This is a genomic window from Janthinobacterium sp. BCJ23, from assembly GCF_059617945.1.
Map to the genome: position 1 here is coordinate 178,329 of NZ_JCAQAW010000005.1, position 15,579 is coordinate 193,907.

Consider the following 15,579-nt stretch of genomic DNA (forward strand, 5'->3'; position numbering starts at 1 on the left):
CACATTAAATCTCGATGACATCATGACCATTCGTACCCACATTCTTGGCTTTCCCCGTATCGGCGCCGCGCGCGAACTGAAACTGGCACTGGAAAGCCACTGGCGCGGCGAGCTGACCGAGGCGGCGCTGGAAGCGACGGGCCAGCAATTGCGCGCGCGCCACTGGGCGCTGCAACGCGATGCAGGGCTCGACTACGTTACCGTGGGCGACTTCGCCTTCTACGACCAGGTGGCCAACCATATCCAGCTGCTGGGCTGCGAACCGGCCCGTTTCAGCTTCACGCCGGAGCAGTCGCCGCTGGCGCGCTATTTCACGATGGCGCGCGGTGCAGAGACCGGCACGCATGCGGAGCACGCGGACTGCGGCCATGCGCACCCTGCACACGCCGCAGGCACTGCCGCGCTGGAAATGACCAAGTGGTTTGACACCAATTACCATTACCTGGTGCCCGAATTGTCGCCGCAGACCCAGTTTTCTCTCGCTTGCGAGCGCCTGCTGGCGGAAGTGGCCGAAGCGCAGGCGCTGGGCCACCAGGTCAAGGCGGCCCTGATCGGCCCCCTCACCTTCCTGTGGCTGGGCAAGGAAAAGACACACGGCTTCGACCGCCTCTCCCTGCTGGAACAATTGCTGCCCGTCTACGGCGCCCTGCTCGACCGCCTGAAACAGCAAGGCGTGGCGTGGGTGCAGGTCGACGAACCGATCCTGGGCCTGGACTTGCCCACCGCGTGGCGCAGCGCCTTCGAGAGCGCCTACTGGCAGCTGAACCAGGTAGGTATCAATATCCTGCTGGCCACGTATTTCTCGCCGCTGGAAGAAAACCTCAGCCTGGCCTGCCGCCTGCCCGTGGCCGGCCTGCACGTGGACGGCATCCGCGCGCCGCATGAACTGGTCAGCGTGACGGACTGGCTGCCCGCGCATAAAGTCTTGTCGATCGGTATCGTCGATGGCCGCAACATCTGGCGCACCGACCTTGACGCGGCCCTGGCCGTGCTGCAGCCGCTGGCGGCCAAGCGCAACGGCCAGCTGTGGCTGGCGCCGTCGTGCTCCTTGCTGCACGTGCCGTTCAGTCTGGAAGCGGAAACGAAGCTCGACGGTGAGATCCGGACCTGGCTGGCGTTCGCCACGGAAAAATTGGCGGAGATCGCCATCCTCAAGGGCGCGCTCACAGGCCATCCTAATGACAGCGCACTGGCCGCTTCCCGTCAGGCCATTGCCGGCCGCCGTACCAGCGCCCGCGTGCATCGCCCGCAAGTGGCGCAGCGCCTGCAAGCGCTCACGCCCACCGTGGACCGCCGCGATTCCAGCTTCCCGCTGCGCCAGGCCGTGCAGCGCGCGCGTTTCCAACTGCCCGACTTCCCCACGACAACCATCGGTTCCTTCCCGCAGACAACGGCCATCCGCGCCGCCCGCGCGAGTTTCAAGCGCGGCGAACTGGCCATCGCCGATTACGAACAGCAGATGCGCGCCGAAATCGCCCACGCCGTGGGCCGCCAGGAAGCGCTGGGCCTGGACGTGCTCGTGCATGGCGAAGCGGAACGCAACGACATGGTCGAATATTTCGGCGAGCAGCTGGACGGTTTTGTCTTCACACGCTACGGCTGGGTGCAATCGTACGGCTCGCGCTGCGTCAAGCCGCCCGTCATCTACGGCGACGTGCAGCGCCCGGCCGCCATGACGGTGGCCTGGACGGTGCACGCGCAAAGCCTGACGCATAAACCGGTAAAGGGCATGCTGACGGGTCCGGTGACGATCCTGCAATGGTCGTTCGTGCGCGACGACCAGCCGCGCGCCACCACGGCGCTGCAGATCGCCCTGGCCATCCGCGACGAAGTGGCCGACCTGGAAACGGCCGGCATCGGCATCATCCAGATCGACGAGCCGGCCATCCGCGAAGGCTTGCCGCTGCGCCGCGGCCAGTGGGATACTTACCTGGCCTGGGCCACGCGCGCCTTCCGCATCGCCGCGTCCGTCGTCAGCGACGCGACGCAGATCCACACCCACATGTGCTATGCCGAGTTCAACGACATCCTGCCGCAGATCGCCGCCATGGATGCCGACGTGATCACGATCGAGACAAGCCGCTCGGACATGGAGTTGCTGACGGGCTTTGGCCAGTTCCAGTATCCGAACGAAATCGGCCCCGGCGTGTACGACATCCACTCGCCGCGTATCCCCTCGACACCCGACATGGTGGCATTGCTGCAAAAAGCCAGCGCCGTGATTCCACCGGCCCATTTATGGGTCAACCCGGACTGCGGCCTCAAAACGCGGGGCTGGGTGGAAACGGAAGCGGCTTTAAAGAATATGGTCGCGGCGGCGCGGCAGATGCGCGCGGCGGCATGACATAAGCCGACCCAGGCCGCATGCAGGGCTGCTTTCAGGGCGGCGCACCGGTTTTCCGGGGCGCCGTCCGTTTTTTTTGACATGAAGTAGGTGTTGCCCTGCGGAATAGCATGCGCCAGGCCCCTGACGCCGATTTTTTTGCAGTAGAATGCAAGAAATTTACTGCTTCCATTGTTGCCGTACGGAACATCTGGCCTGCCGCAGTTTCACTTTGATAAATGTTTATGTCCAAAAGCCCGTCGCAGAAGCCTATCGAAATCAAGATTTCCACCGTCGTTGCTGTCTCCGCCATCATGCATAGCGCCGATACACAGGCCCTCGATGCCGCCTTGCGCGACATGACGGGAGGCGTGGCCGACTTTTTCGAGGACGACCTGGCCGTGCTGGACGTGGCGGCCTTGCCGCCCGGCAGCGTGCCCATCGACTGGGCCGCCCTCGTGGCCCTGCTGAAAAAATACCGTTTGAATGCCGTGGCCGTGCGCAATGCGCCGGCCGACATGCATGACGCCATCCTCGCGCAAGGCTTGAGCCTCGACAGCGGCAAGACGCGCGACGATGCGCCGCCCAAGGATGGCCCCAAGGATACGCCCACGGCGGCGGCCCAGTCGGGCGCCGACGCCCAGGTGATGGTGATCGACACGCCCGTGCGGGCCGGCCAGCGCATTTATGCGCGCGGCTGCGACCTGATCATCACTGCCGTCGTCAACAATGGCGCCGAAATCATCGCCGACGGCAGCATCCACGTGTACTCCTCGCTGTACGGCCGCGCGCTGGCCGGCGCCTCGGGCAATCCCCAGGCGCGCATCTTCGCGCTGGCGATGGAACCGGAACTGGTCTCGATCGCCGGCGTGTACCGCACGTTCGAGGATGGTTTCCCCGCAGAAATGGCGCGCGGACCCGCGCAAATTCGTTTGGCTGGAGACAGAATCGATATACACTCTGTCAATCCGGTCACTCCCGTGAACCGCTCTTAAGCTGCACAATTCAAGAGATATCTGAAAAGGATTATTTGTGGCAAGAATTATTGTTGTGACGTCCGGCAAGGGCGGTGTCGGCAAGACGACCTCTAGCGCCAGTTTTTCCACTGGCCTGGCCATGCGCGGCCACAAGACAGCCGTGCTCGACTTCGACGTGGGCCTGCGTAACCTCGACCTGATCATGGGTTGCGAGCGCCGCGTCGTCTACGACCTGATCAATGTGATCAACAAAGAGGCCACGCTGAACCAGGCCCTGATCAAGGACAAGCACTGCGACAACCTGTTCATCCTGCCCGCGTCGCAGACGCGCGACAAGGATGCCTTGTCGGAAGAAGGCGTGGAACGCGTGTTGAACGACCTGATCAACATGGGTTTCGAGTTCATCATCTGCGATTCGCCGGCCGGTATCGAGCACGGCGCGCTGATGGCGCTGACGTTCGCCGACGAAGCCATCATCGTCACCAACCCGGAAGTGTCGTCGGTGCGCGATTCGGACCGCATCCTCGGCATCCTGCAAGCCAAGTCGCGCCGCGCGCAGACGGGCGGCGAGCCGGTCAAGGAACATTTGCTGATCACCCGCTACTCGCCGAAACGCGTGGAATCGGATGAAATGCTGTCTTACCAGGACGTGCAGGAAATCCTGCGCATCCCGCTGGTGGGCATCATTCCGGAATCGGAGCAAGTGCTGGCCGCCTCGAACCAGGGCAACCCGGCCATCCATTTCACGGGCACGGACGTGGCGCAAGCCTATGAAGACGTGGTCTCGCGTTTCCTCGGCGAAGAAGTCGAGTTGCGCTTTACCAACTATGAAAAGCCTGGATTACTCCAGCGCATTTTTGGGGCGAAGTGATATGGCCTTGCTTTCTTTCCTCTTCCCCCCCAAGCCGAAGACGGCCACCGCGGCCAAGGAACGCCTGCAGATCATCATCGCCCGCGAACGCAGCGGACGCGATGGTCCCGACTTCCTGCCCGCCCTGCACAAGGAATTGATCGCCGTCATTTCCAAGTACACCAAGGTCAACGCCGACGACATCAAGATTTCGCTGGACCGCCAGGGCAACTTGGAAGTGCTCGACGTCAACGTGGTGCTGCCGGACGCGTAATAGTTAATCCGGCCTGACCGTGAGCAATTCCTGCGCCACCGCGGCGCAGGCGTTCACGTGCTGGTTGCCGATCTGGCGGAACACGGCGTAGCCGATGGCTGCCGCCACCGCCTGGCCGGCAAACGGCACGAAGCGCGCCACCTGCTTGGTGGCTATCTTGACGCCACTGCGCTTGAGCAGGTGGAGGATCAGTTCGCGCGACACCAGCTTTCCCACCAGCATGCCACCCATGCCCACCGCCGCGCGGTAGGCCATCATCTTGAACTGCGGGTTCAGGCGCTCGATCTGCTCGGGCGTCAGGCCGAATTCGTGGTTGATATCGTTGATCAGCATGGAAAACAGGCCTACGTCGGACATCAGGTCGACGCCGGGAATGGGAATGGCCGAGGCGCCCGCCGACATCATCGCGCGCCGCTGCACCAGGCGCCGGCAACGCTCGCGCACTTGCTCGATTTCCGCACGACTGGCCGGTATCAGTGTCCAATCGGTAGTGCTCTTGTCTGGCATGGCCGCTTCTCCACAGTAGGGGGTAGATGAACAAGTGTAACGTAAAGGCTCTGCCCTCCGATTTCACTGGACACAGTTGCAATCTCTGTTATATTTCACTTGAGCATTCCTTAACATTACGATAAGCAGAGCAGACCGTCTGTTTGTTGCTACACACTCCAGCCAATTATGCGAATTGCCGTACTCGATAGCGACCATAGCCAGGCAGAGCTGATCTGCCAGGTGCTCACCGCCGCCGGCCACGCTTGCCACGAGTTTCAGAGTGGTAAGGAAATGCTGGGGCAACTGCGCAAGGATAGTTGCGACATGCTCATCCTCGACTGGCATGTGAGCGATCTGGACGGTGCGGAAGTCTTGCGCCGTGCCCGCGAAAAACTGGCGCCGAAGGCGCCCGTGTTGTTTATGACCAACAGTTCCGGCGAAGACGATGTGGTGGCGGGCATGACGGCCGGCGCCGACGACTACATGATCAAGCCCCTGCGGCGCAGCGAACTGACCTTGCGCACCCAGGCGCTGCTGCGCGTGGCCTACCCGGCCCAGAATGGCGCCGAATACTTGCAATTCGGGTCCTACACGTTTGAAACCCGCCCCGGCCGCCTGCTGCGCGATGGCGAAGTGCTCGACGTGACGCACAAGGAATTCGCCCTGGCGCTGCTGTTTTTCCGCAACCTGGGCCGTCCCCTGTCGCGCGCCTATATCCACGAAGCCGTGTGGCAGCGCGACACGGCCCTGCCTTCGCGCACCATGGATACCCACGTCTCGCGCGTGCGCAACAAGCTGCAGCTGAAACCGGAACACGGCTACCGGCTCGTGCCCGTCTACAGCTACGGTTATCGCCTGGAAAAACTGGGCGGCTGAATGGCGGCAACGGCTGACCTGCTCAAAGCGCGGGCACAAAGCGCTATAATGTCGGCATAAGTCACCCCAACAGCCCTGAAATGCAACTGCTCGCCGTCGGCCTCAACCATACCACCGCCCCAGTGTCGCTTCGCGAACAGCTGGCGTTTGCGCCTGAGCACTTGGGTTCGGCGGTGATGGCGGCGCGTACCTGGTTCCAGCGCATCGACTTGCGCGACAACGACGAAGCGGCCATCCTGTCGACGTGCAACCGTACCGAGCTGTATGCGGCCAGCCACGTGCCCAATCCGCTCGACGCGGGCGCGCATTTCCTGGCCGACTACCACCAGCTCAACTACAGCGAGCTGCGCCCCCACTTGTATATGCTGCCGCAGCACGATGCCGTGCGCCACACCTTCCGCGTCGCCTCCGGGCTCGATTCGATGGTGCTGGGCGAAACGCAGATCCTCGGGCAGATCAAGGACGCCATCCGCACGGCCGACGAGGCGGGCGGCCTGGGCACGTATCTGCACCAGTTGTTCCAGCGCAGCTTTTCCGTCGCCAAGGAAGTGCGCAGCAGCACGGAAATCGGCGCCCACAGCGTATCCATGGCGGCCGCCGCCGTGCGCCTGTCGCAGCGCATCTTCGACAAGATCGCCGAGCAGAACGTGCTGTTCATCGGCGCCGGCGAAATGATCGAACTGTGCGCCACGCACTTTGCGGCGCAAAACCCGAAAAGCATCACCATTGCCAACCGCACCATGGAGCGGGGCGAGGAACTGGCGCACCGCTTCAACGGCAAGGCCATCCGCCTGGCGGACTTGCCCGAGCAGCTGCACCAGTTCGACATCGTCATCTCGTGCACGGCCTCATCGTTGCCGCTGCTGGGCCTGGGCCTGGTCGAGCGTGCCATCAAGGCACGCCGCCACAAGCCCATGTTCATGGTCGACCTGGCCGTGCCGCGCGACATCGAAGCGGAAGTGGGCCGTTTGAACGACATTTTCCTGTACACGGTCGACGACCTGGGCAAGGTCGTGCAGACGGGCCTGGAAAGCCGGCAAGCGGCCGTGGCGCAAGCCGAAGCCATCATCGAGACGCGCGTGCAGTCGTTCATGAGCTGGGTCGACGACCGCGCCATGGTGCCCGTCATCCAGCATCTGCATGAAAACAGCGAATCGTTGCGCCTGATGGAAGTGGAACGGGCGCGCAAGATGCTGGCCAAGGGCGCCGACATCGATGCCGTCCTCGAAGCGCTGTCGAAAGGCTTGACGGCCAAGTTCCTGCACGGCCCGCAGCAGGCGCTGCACCACGCGCAAGGCGACGAGCGCAAGCAGCTGGTCACCCTGTTGCCAAAACTGTTCCGCCCCCGCCGTTAGCGCAGCCCCGCTGGCCGCCCGCGCGCGGCCACCCCTGCCCGCCTGCCGTAGTTGCAGAACCTGCACCATCCCTACACTCTTTTACCGCGAATCGCTATGAAACCATCCATGCTGGCCAAACTCGATCAACTGGCGAACCGCCTGGTCGAACTCGACGAATTGCTGATGCATCCGGACGCCACGTCGAACATGGACAGCTACCGCAAGATGACACGCGAGCACGCCGAACTGGGCCCGCTGGTGGCCCTGTACCGCTCCTACCAGGAAGCAGGCAACGATATTACGACGGCGCAAGAGATGCTCGGCGATCCGGACATGAAGGAATTCGCCCAGGAAGAAATCGAGGCGGCGAAAACCACCATGGCGCGGCTCGAGCGCGAACTGCAGACCATGCTGCTGCCGAAGGACGTCAATGACGAGCGCAACATCTTCCTGGAAATTCGCGCCGGCACGGGCGGCGACGAATCGGCCCTGTTCGCCGGCGATTTATTACGCATGTACACGCGCTTTGCCGAGCGCAACCGCTGGCAGGTGGAACTCGTGTCCTCGTCCGATTCCGACCTGGGCGGCTACCGCGAAGTGATCGTGCGCGTGGTGGGCAATGGCGCATATTCGAAACTGAAATTCGAATCGGGCGGCCACCGCGTGCAGCGCGTGCCGGCCACGGAAACGCAGGGCCGCATCCACACGTCCGCCTGCACGGTGGCCGTGATGCCGGAAGCCGATGAAGTCGAAGACGTCAACATCAACCCGGCCGACCTGCGCATCGACACCTACCGCGCCTCGGGCGCGGGCGGGCAGCACATCAACAAGACGGATTCCGCCGTGCGCATCACCCACTTGCCGACCGGCATCGTGGTCGAATGCCAGGATGACCGCAGCCAGCACAAGAACAAGGCGCAAGCGATGAAAGTGCTGGCCGCGCGCATCAAGGACGTGCAGCTGCGCGAACAGCAGTCGAAGGAAGCGGCCACGCGCAAGAGCCTGATCGGCTCGGGCGACCGCAGCGAGCGCATCCGCACTTACAATTTCCCGCAAGGCCGCCTGACGGACCACCGCATCAATTTGACCTTGTACAAGCTCGACTTCATCATGGATGGAGATCTGACGGAGTTGACGAATGCGCTGGCGGCTGAGCATCAGGCGGAATTGCTGGCGGCACTCGGTGACTAAACGCTGACGCCGCTGTGTCGGCTTACGCTGCGCTAAGCCGACCTACGCCAACCTACGCCGCGATTTGTAGGTCGGCTTGGCGCGCAGCGCGTAAGCCGACAGCTTTAAGTAGCGGCTAAGCAATAAAAATCGGCCCTTGTGCGAAAATGACCAGCTCGATTCCATCCACCTCACCGTGTCGCCCATGAAAAATTCACGCACCGTCCTCCTGTTGACCGCCGCCCTATGTTTCCTGATGCTGGGCGTGGCCATGTATTTGCAGCATGCCATGAACATGGCGCCGTGCCCGCTGTGCGTGATCCAGCGCTACCTGTTCCTCGCCATCGGCATCGCCTGCCTGGCCGGCGCGGTGGCCAACCGGCCGAAAATTGGCGCCAGCGTCGGCTTGCTGGCAGCCCTGGGCGGCCTGGGCGTGGGCGCCAAGCATTTGTACGTGCTGGCCAACCCCGGCTTCTCGTGCGGCATCGATCCGGTGGAAACGGCGCTGAACAAGGTCTTCACGGCCGAACTCATGCCCTTCATGTTTGAATCGTACGGCGCCTGCGAAAGCGCTGGCGAGCCGTTTTTCGGCCTGTCGATCCCGCAATGGGCATTCGCCTGGTTCGCCATCTTCGCCATCGCCATGCTGTGGACCTTGCTGCGCCGTCAGAAATAATTGAAAGCACCATGCCAGAAATCTTGATTCCCGCCGGCAGCACTGTCGGCGCCCTGCAAATCCGTCCGCTGCTCGATCCGCTCGATAACCGCATTTTGCTCGGCCACGCGCTGGGCCTGTCGCGCGTGAGCCTGATCACGCAATCGGAGCGTGTACTCACTCCCAACGAAACGGAACGGCTGTCGAGCTTGCTGGCGCGCCGCCTGCAGGGCGAGCCGATCGCCTACATCGTCGGCCAGCGTGAATTTTTCGGCCTGCCGTTCGAAGTCAACGACGCCGTACTGATCCCCCGCCCCGACACGGAAGTGCTGGTGGAACTGGCGCTAGAGCGCCTGCCACCGGGCGGACGGGTGCTCGACATGGGCACGGGCAGCGGCGCCATCGCCGTTGCGCTCGCGCACACGCGGCCCGACGCCGTCGTCACGGCCCTGGACGTGAGCAGCGCGGCGCTGGCCGTGGCGCGCCGCAACGCCAGCGCCAACGGCGTCAACATCACCTTCATGGCCAGCGACTGGTTCGAAGCGCTGGGCACGGAAAAATTCGACCTGATCGTCTCGAATCCCCCCTACATCGCCAGCGGCGACCGCCACCTGGCCGAAGGCGATCTGCGCTTCGAACCGACGGGCGCGCTGACCGATCACGCGGACGGCTTGTCGGCCCTGCGCACCATCGTTTCCGGCGCCGCGCGCCACCTGGCTTCAGGCGCCTGGCTGCTGATGGAGCACGGCTACGACCAGGCGGCGTCCGTGCGCGGCTTGCTGGCCGACGCCGGCTACAACAAAGTGCAAAGCTGGCGCGACCTGGCCGGCATCGAACGGGTCAGCGGCGCCCGCCTGGGCTGACGGCCGCCACGTGCGCAAAGCTTGACCCGGCAGCGCGCCAGATCCCCCCGCAGTTTGTTAAACTATCAAGCGAATTCCTGACCGAAGCGCCGTCCCCGTTGCCCGGGACGGACGCTGGCGACGCGGTGTTTTTTGGGCCGGCGCCGACGCATTTGCCAAAATTCGGTTAATCTCAGCACAAATTATTTATATGCTGCACAAGAAAGGAAGCTCAAATTGCCCAACCTGTTGACTCGCCGCCTGGCATTGCTGACCGAAGATGCCAACCGCGCGCTGCTGGGCGGCTTGCGCGGCATCGAACGTGAAACCCTGCGCGTCGACCACGCCGGCCATCTGGCTTCCACGCCCCATCCCGCCGCTCTGGGCTCGGCGCTGACGCACCCTGAAATCACCACCGACTACGCCGAGACGCTGCTTGAATTCATCACGCCGGCCGAAGCCGACATCGGCGTCACGCTCGACAAGCTCGATACCGTGCACCGCCACGCCTACAGCCGCCTCGGCGACGAGTTGCTGTGGAGCCAGTCGATGCCATGCCAGCTGCCGCCCGAAGCGGACATCGAGATCGCCAACTACGGCACCTCGAACATGGGCATGCTCAAGCACGTCTACCGGCGCGGCCTGGCCTTGCGTTACGGCAAAGCCATGCAATGCATCGCCGGCATCCATTACAACTACTCGCTCGACGAGCAGCTGTGGCAAGTGCTGGCCAGCAATCCGGACACCAGCGCCAGCGCCACGCAAGCGGCAGCCACGCCGAAAGACGTGCAGTCGGAAAGCTATCTGGCAACGATCCGCAATTTCCGCCGCTACAGCTGGCTCCTGATGTACCTGTTCGGCGCTTCGCCGGCCCTGTCCGCCGGTTTCCTGCGCGGCCGCGCGCACAAGCTCGACACCTTGTCCGACGACACCCTGTTCCTGCCGTACGCCACCAGCCTGCGCATGAGCGACCTCGGCTACCAGAACGACGCCCAGTCCGGCCTGCGCCCGCACGAAAACAGCCTGGAAGACTACGTCAACGCGCTCACGCACGCCGTCAACGACCCGTATCCGCCGTACGAAGCGTTGGGAACAAAAAAAGATGGCGAGTGGATTCAATTGTCCACCAACGTGCTGCAGATCGAAAATGAATACTATTCGACCATCCGCCCGAAGCGCGTGATCCGCACGGGCGAGCGCCCGATCCAGGCTCTGTGCCTGCGCGGCGTGCAATACATCGAAGTGCGCTGCATGGACGTCGATCCGTTCGAACCGGTCGGCATCAGCCTGGAAACGGGCCGTTTCCTCGACGCGTTCCTGCTGTTCTGCGCGCTCGACGACAGCGGTCCCATCTCGGCCGAGCAAAGCGCCTGCTACACGAACAATTTCGCGCGTACCGTCAAGGAAGGCCGCAAGCCGGGCTTGACCCTGCGCCGCGATGGCGAGGACATCGGCTTGCAGGCGTGGGGCGAGGAATTGCTGGCGCGCATCGCACCGGTGGCAGCCTTGCTCGACTCTCGCCATGGCGGCACGCAGCACGCGGACAGTCTGGCGGCGCAAGCCGTCAAACTGGCCAACCCCGATGCGACGCCATCGGCGAAGGTATTGGCCGAGCTGCGCGCCAACGGCGGCTCGTTTGCCGCCTTCGGCCTGCAGCAAAGCGAACGCCACGCGGCGTTTTTCCGCGCGCATCCGCCCACACCCGAGCAAAGTGCGTATTTCGACGCGATGGCCGCCAGCTCGCTGGCCGAGCAGCGCGCCATGGAAGCGGCACCGGCCGGCAGCTTCGACGATTTCGTCGCCGCCTACCGCGCCAGCACCCTGTGTTCGCACACCTGATCCTGCCCGACTTTCCGCCTGGCGCCCCATGCTGACCTTCTACAATGAATTGCACGGCCAGCACCGGGGCCGCTTCGAGATGTTTCGCGGCGCCATGGTGCCCTGCTTCGAGACGCCCGAGCGGGCCGACATGGTGGTGGCCGAGCTGGGGCGGCGCAACCTGGGCCGCATCGTCACGCCGCATGGCGTGCCGCTGACATCGCTCGAGCGCATCCACACGCCCCGCTACCTGCATTTCCTGCGCCACGCCTGGCACGACTGGCTGGCGCTCGACCCCGACAACGCGGGCAAGGATGCGCTGCCATCCGTGTGGCCCGTGCGCACCCTGCGCAGCGACATCGAACCGGACGACTTCACGGCCAAGCTGGGCCTGTACTCGATGGACAACGGCACGCCGCTGACGGCCGGCACATGGACGGCGGCCAAGACGGGTGCCGACTGCGCCGTCAACGCGGCCCACGCGCTGCGCCTGGGCGAACGGGCCACGTTCGCCCTCACGCGCCCGCCGGGCCACCACGCGGGCAGCGACTTTTTTGGCGGCTACTGTTTTCTGAACAACGCGGCCCTGGCCGCACAGCATTTGCTCGACGATGGCGCCCGCAAGGTCGCCATCCTCGATATCGACTACCACCACGGCAACGGCACCCAAAGCATCTTTTACCAGCGCGACGACGTGCTGTTCGCCTCCATCCACGCCGACCCGCGCAATGAGTATCCGTTTTATCTGGGCCACGCCGACGAGACGGGCAGCGGCGCGGGGCTCGGCTACAACGTCAACCTGCCGCTGCCGGCCGGCAGCACCACGGCCAGCTGGTTCGCCGCGCTGGAAACGGCCTGCCTGCGCATCAATATGTACGCGCCCGACGCGCTGGTGGTGTCGCTCGGTGTCGACACCTTTGCCGGCGACCCGCTATCGCACTTCGCCCTGCAAAGCGGCGACTACCTGCGCGTGGGCGAGCGCCTCGCCCACCTGAACCTGCCCACCGCCTTCATCCTCGAAGGCGGCTATGCGGTGAAGGAAATCGGCATCAATGTCGTCAATGTGCTGGAAGGCTTTGAAACGGCGGAGTAATTCTGGGGTCAGACCCCCGTCCACGTTGACGGTGAGCCTGGCGTTAGCGGTGTTGAGGGTCTGACCCCGGCTTTAGCAGCTCTACATATTCCGGAACAAGGCCATGAACGGCTGGCTCACGGCCAGCGTTTCCGGCCGCGTCTTGAGGCGCAAGGCGCCGCGTCCCACCTCGTCGCGCGTCACTGACGCCACCATCTTCATGTTGACGATGGTGGAGCGGTGGATCTGCTTGAAGATGGCAGGATCGAGCACGTCGAGCAGTTCGCGGATCGGCTTGCGCAGCAGCGCCTCGCCGTCCGCCGTCATGACGGCCGTGTACTTGGTGTCGGATTGAAAATAGGCGATGTCTTCCACCATGATCAGCCGCGTATCCTTGCCGCTGCTGGCCGTCAGCCACACCAGCGGCGGCGACTTGGCTGCCGCCGGCAAGGCGCTGCTCAATTGCTGCAGCAGGCCGGCCAGCGCGCCGTCGCCCGCCCGGGCCTTGCCGGCCCGTGCCCGCACGCGCTGCAGGGTCGCTTGCAGGCGCTCGCGTCCGATCGGTTTCAACAGATAATCGACGGCGCCCTTGTCGAAGGCATCGATCGCGTACTGGTCGTAGGCCGTGACGAACACCACCTGCGTGGCGGGACTCGCTTCGAGCGCGCCGGCCGCCACTTCCAGCCCCGTCAGGCCCGGCATGCGGATGTCGAGGAAGGCGACGTCGGGCTTGTGCGTGGCGATGGCCTCGAGCGCCGTGCCGCCGTCGTCGCAGGCGGCGACGATGCGCAAGTAGGGCCACTCTTCGGCCAGCAGAGCCACGAGCGCGTCGCGCAGCAGGGTTTCGTCTTCGGCGATCACGCAAGTCATCTCAGGCTGATGCATACGACACTCCTTGCGCCGTGCTGTCCGGCACCGTGATGGTGGCTGTCACACCATCGGGAAAATTGGCGACAATGGCAAACGCGGCGGCATTGCCGTAGGTCAGGCGCAGGCGTTCGCGCACATTGCGCAGGCCGATGCCCGTGCCGGCGCCATCGTCGCTGAAACCCTTGCCGTCGTCGGCCACCGTGACGATCACCGTGCCATCGCCGCTGCGCGCCATGATCCAGATGGTGCCGCCGCCGCTTTTCGGCTCCAGGCCATGCTTGATGGCGTTTTCCACCAGGGTTTGCAGCATCATCGGCGGCAGCTCCACCTGGCGCAGGTATTGCGGCACTTCGATCTGCAGGTTCAAACGCCCGCCCATGCGGATTTTCAAAATATCGAGATAGGCGCGCGCCCGTTCCAGCTCCGTGCCCAGGGTCGACATCGCTTGCTCCGTGCGTGGCAGCGAGTGGCGCAGGTACAAAATCAGGTTGCCCAGCATTTCATCGGCGCGCACGGGGTCGCTGCGCGTGAGCAGCTGCGCGCTGGCCAGGGTGTTGTACAGGAAGTGCGGCTCGACCTGCGCATGCAGCAGGCTCAGCTTGGCCACCGTGAGTTCCTTTTCCGTCACCGTCTGGCGCGCCTCGGCCTGCTCGCCGCGCCGGCGCTGCGCCACGCGGCGCGTCAACGCCCGCGTCACCGCTTCCGCGTTTTCCAGGTTGCTGCCATGGTCGACGAGGAACCAGTCGGTCCAGGCATTGCGCGCCGGCTCGCAGATCAGGGTCACGCTGCCCGCCTCGCCATTCGGCGTGACGGTGGCGAGGATCTGGTTCGGCCGCGGCTCGAGGAAACCGAGCACGCGCATGCGGGGCAAGCCCGTGTGTGTGTACGGCGCGGCACGGCGCACTCTAGCCTGCACCTGCAGGCTGTCGCGTGCGCTTTCGACCACTTCGCTGCCCGGCAATTCGCGGATGGCCGCGTCGATCATGTCGAACGCCTCGCCCGCCTCGAAAGGAATCTCGATCTGGCGCCGCTGGCGGCTCGACAGCGTGCCGGCGTTGACGGCGCCGGCGATCAGGCGCACGCGCCGCACGTGCGAAAACGCATTTGTGATAACGACGCTGGCCAGCAGCGCGCCGACGATGACAAAGAAGCCTTCCGTATTCCCGAAGATATAGCGCAGGAAATTCTCCACCAGGATCGCCGTGGCGATGATGTAAGTGAGCATCGTGGCCACGGTGATGCGCAGGATAAAGAAGAGGCTAGTCATGATTTTTCCTTGGGGTTTGAAGTGGGCCAAGCATAACCATCGGCCCCGGCGGCGGTGGCCATTATGCGATGGAAGCCAGGTAGTGGCGACAAAGGCTGCAAAATAAAGCATCAATCCGCGCCACCCCAAAATAAAATCGCTTGCAATTAAATAGCGCACGATATATATTGTGTACATGGACGCCGGCAAGTGCTTCTGCAGACGGAGATCCTGGGGCGAGAGCCCACGAAACAAGTAGCACACTATTTAGTAGCCACCTATTTATCTACCTAAAGGAAACCATCATGTCGATCAAACAAGTCCTGTACCGCGCTCAAGCCACCGCCACCGGAGGCCGCGAAGGCCGTGCCGTGTCGTCCGACAATGTGCTGGACGTCAAGCTGACCACGCCAAAAGAACTGGGTGGCAATGGCGCCGTCGGTACCAATCCGGAACAACTGTTCGCCGCCGGCTACTCGGCCTGCTTCATCGGCGCCATGAAATTCGTCGGCGGCCGCGACAAGATCGCCGTACCAGCGGACCTGTCCATCGAAGGCAACGTCGGCATCGGCGCCATCGAAACGGGCTTCGGCATCGAAGTGGAACTGAAAATCTCGCTGCCAGGCATGGAACGCGCCGCCGCCGAAGCGCTGGTCGCCGCCGCCCACATCGTCTGCCCATACTCGAACGCCACGCGCGGCAACATCGACGTCACCCTGACGATCGTGTAATCTCCGCTGCATGCACTCTACCTCCCCGGACGCGCCACTTGGCGCGGCC

Annotated in this window: 15 protein-coding genes; 12 read left to right on the forward strand and 3 right to left on the reverse strand. The window is 63.8% G+C overall.

The window, feature by feature from the left end; translation table 11 throughout:
* Positions 1–22: 22 nt before the first annotated feature.
* The 4 genes from metE (at position 23) to minE (ending at position 4,424) form a co-directional block, all read left to right on the forward strand.
* Complete coding sequence (metE, locus tag AC54AG_RS17725) at positions 23–2,344, forward strand: 5-methyltetrahydropteroyltriglutamate--homocysteine S-methyltransferase (RefSeq protein ID WP_496631124.1); 2,322 nt, start codon at positions 23–25, stop codon at positions 2,342–2,344.
* A 224-nt stretch (positions 2,345–2,568) separates the two neighbouring features.
* Entirely contained in the window at positions 2,569–3,318 is a 750-nt protein-coding gene (minC, locus tag AC54AG_RS17730) for a septum site-determining protein MinC (RefSeq protein WP_086137425.1), read from the forward strand.
* 37 nt (positions 3,319–3,355) lie between these two features.
* Complete coding sequence (minD, locus tag AC54AG_RS17735) at positions 3,356–4,171, forward strand: septum site-determining protein MinD (protein ID WP_034752889.1); 816 nt, start codon at positions 3,356–3,358, stop codon at positions 4,169–4,171.
* A gap of 1 nt (position 4,172) precedes the next feature.
* Positions 4,173–4,424, forward strand: a complete 252-nt coding sequence (minE, locus tag AC54AG_RS17740) for a cell division topological specificity factor MinE (protein WP_034752886.1) — start codon at positions 4,173–4,175, stop codon at positions 4,422–4,424.
* A gap of 3 nt (positions 4,425–4,427) precedes the next feature.
* On the opposite strand, the gene AC54AG_RS17745 is transcribed toward minE, so the two are convergent.
* Positions 4,428–4,931: a hypothetical protein gene (locus AC54AG_RS17745; protein ID WP_070304453.1), complete on the reverse strand. Its 504-nt coding sequence runs from the start codon at positions 4,929–4,931 to the stop codon at positions 4,428–4,430.
* A 168-nt stretch (positions 4,932–5,099) separates the two neighbouring features.
* On the opposite strand from AC54AG_RS17745, the gene AC54AG_RS17750 reads away from it, so the two are divergent.
* The 7 genes from AC54AG_RS17750 (at position 5,100) to AC54AG_RS17780 (ending at position 12,704) form a co-directional block, all read left to right on the forward strand.
* Positions 5,100–5,789 carry a response regulator transcription factor gene (locus AC54AG_RS17750; protein WP_034752882.1) on the forward strand — a complete coding sequence of 230 codons (690 nt, stop codon included), beginning with the start codon at positions 5,100–5,102 and terminating at the stop codon, positions 5,787–5,789.
* A gap of 80 nt (positions 5,790–5,869) precedes the next feature.
* A complete protein-coding gene (gene hemA / locus AC54AG_RS17755) occupies positions 5,870–7,144 on the forward strand; it encodes a glutamyl-tRNA reductase (RefSeq protein WP_338680358.1) in 1,275 nt (424 codons plus the stop codon).
* A 96-nt stretch (positions 7,145–7,240) separates the two neighbouring features.
* Entirely contained in the window at positions 7,241–8,317 is a 1,077-nt protein-coding gene (gene prfA / locus AC54AG_RS17760; RefSeq protein WP_034752877.1) for a peptide chain release factor 1, read from the forward strand.
* A 184-nt stretch (positions 8,318–8,501) separates the two neighbouring features.
* On the forward strand, positions 8,502–8,972 hold the full coding sequence (locus AC54AG_RS17765; RefSeq protein ID WP_034753580.1) for a disulfide bond formation protein B: 471 nt from the start codon (positions 8,502–8,504) through the stop codon (positions 8,970–8,972).
* A gap of 11 nt (positions 8,973–8,983) precedes the next feature.
* Complete coding sequence (prmC, locus tag AC54AG_RS17770; RefSeq protein ID WP_496631125.1) at positions 8,984–9,814, forward strand: peptide chain release factor N(5)-glutamine methyltransferase; 831 nt, start codon at positions 8,984–8,986, stop codon at positions 9,812–9,814.
* Between the two features lie 216 nt (positions 9,815–10,030).
* A complete protein-coding gene (gene gshA, locus AC54AG_RS17775) occupies positions 10,031–11,632 on the forward strand; it encodes a glutamate--cysteine ligase (RefSeq protein ID WP_496631126.1) in 1,602 nt (533 codons plus the stop codon).
* Between the two features lie 28 nt (positions 11,633–11,660).
* On the forward strand, positions 11,661–12,704 hold the full coding sequence (locus AC54AG_RS17780; RefSeq protein WP_070304450.1) for a histone deacetylase family protein: 1,044 nt from the start codon (positions 11,661–11,663) through the stop codon (positions 12,702–12,704).
* Between the two features lie 81 nt (positions 12,705–12,785).
* Here AC54AG_RS17780 and AC54AG_RS17785 read toward each other — a convergent pair whose 3' ends face one another.
* The gene (locus AC54AG_RS17785; RefSeq protein ID WP_496631127.1) at positions 12,786–13,568 is read right to left on the reverse strand and encodes a LytR/AlgR family response regulator transcription factor; all 783 of its coding nucleotides are present in this window, start codon (positions 13,566–13,568) and stop codon (positions 12,786–12,788) included.
* Positions 13,555–14,820 carry a histidine kinase gene (locus tag AC54AG_RS17790; RefSeq protein ID WP_496631128.1) on the reverse strand — a complete coding sequence of 422 codons (1,266 nt, stop codon included), beginning with the start codon at positions 14,818–14,820 and terminating at the stop codon, positions 13,555–13,557. The genes AC54AG_RS17785 and AC54AG_RS17790 overlap by 14 nt, the downstream gene beginning before the upstream one ends.
* A 284-nt stretch (positions 14,821–15,104) precedes the next feature.
* Between AC54AG_RS17790 and AC54AG_RS17795 the strand changes: the two genes are divergently transcribed.
* Positions 15,105–15,530 (forward strand): organic hydroperoxide resistance protein, encoded by a 426-nt coding sequence (locus AC54AG_RS17795; protein WP_034752862.1) that lies wholly within the window; start codon positions 15,105–15,107, stop codon positions 15,528–15,530.
* Positions 15,531–15,579: the final 49 nt, after the last annotated feature.

Excerpts from the sequence above, each read along its gene's own strand:
- prfA (WP_034752877.1), top strand. The coding sequence starts at position 7,241 with ATGAAACCATCCATGCTGGCCAAACTCGATCAACTGGCGAACCGCCTG.
- AC54AG_RS17785 (WP_496631127.1), bottom strand. The coding sequence starts at position 13,568 with ATGCATCAGCCTGAGATGACTTGCGTGATCGCCGAAGACGAAACCCTG.
- minE (WP_034752886.1), top strand. The coding sequence starts at position 4,173 with ATGGCCTTGCTTTCTTTCCTCTTCCCCCCCAAGCCGAAGACGGCCACC.
- AC54AG_RS17780 (WP_070304450.1), top strand. The coding sequence starts at position 11,661 with ATGCTGACCTTCTACAATGAATTGCACGGCCAGCACCGGGGCCGCTTC.
- hemA (WP_338680358.1), top strand. The coding sequence starts at position 5,870 with ATGCAACTGCTCGCCGTCGGCCTCAACCATACCACCGCCCCAGTGTCG.
- AC54AG_RS17765 (WP_034753580.1), top strand. The coding sequence starts at position 8,502 with ATGAAAAATTCACGCACCGTCCTCCTGTTGACCGCCGCCCTATGTTTC.
- AC54AG_RS17750 (WP_034752882.1), top strand. The coding sequence starts at position 5,100 with ATGCGAATTGCCGTACTCGATAGCGACCATAGCCAGGCAGAGCTGATC.
- AC54AG_RS17745 (WP_070304453.1), bottom strand. The coding sequence starts at position 4,931 with ATGCCAGACAAGAGCACTACCGATTGGACACTGATACCGGCCAGTCGT.
- minC (WP_086137425.1), top strand. The coding sequence starts at position 2,569 with ATGTCCAAAAGCCCGTCGCAGAAGCCTATCGAAATCAAGATTTCCACC.
- AC54AG_RS17795 (WP_034752862.1), top strand. The coding sequence starts at position 15,105 with ATGTCGATCAAACAAGTCCTGTACCGCGCTCAAGCCACCGCCACCGGA.
- metE (WP_496631124.1), top strand. The coding sequence starts at position 23 with ATGACCATTCGTACCCACATTCTTGGCTTTCCCCGTATCGGCGCCGCG.
- prmC (WP_496631125.1), top strand. The coding sequence starts at position 8,984 with ATGCCAGAAATCTTGATTCCCGCCGGCAGCACTGTCGGCGCCCTGCAA.
- AC54AG_RS17790 (WP_496631128.1), bottom strand. The coding sequence starts at position 14,820 with ATGACTAGCCTCTTCTTTATCCTGCGCATCACCGTGGCCACGATGCTC.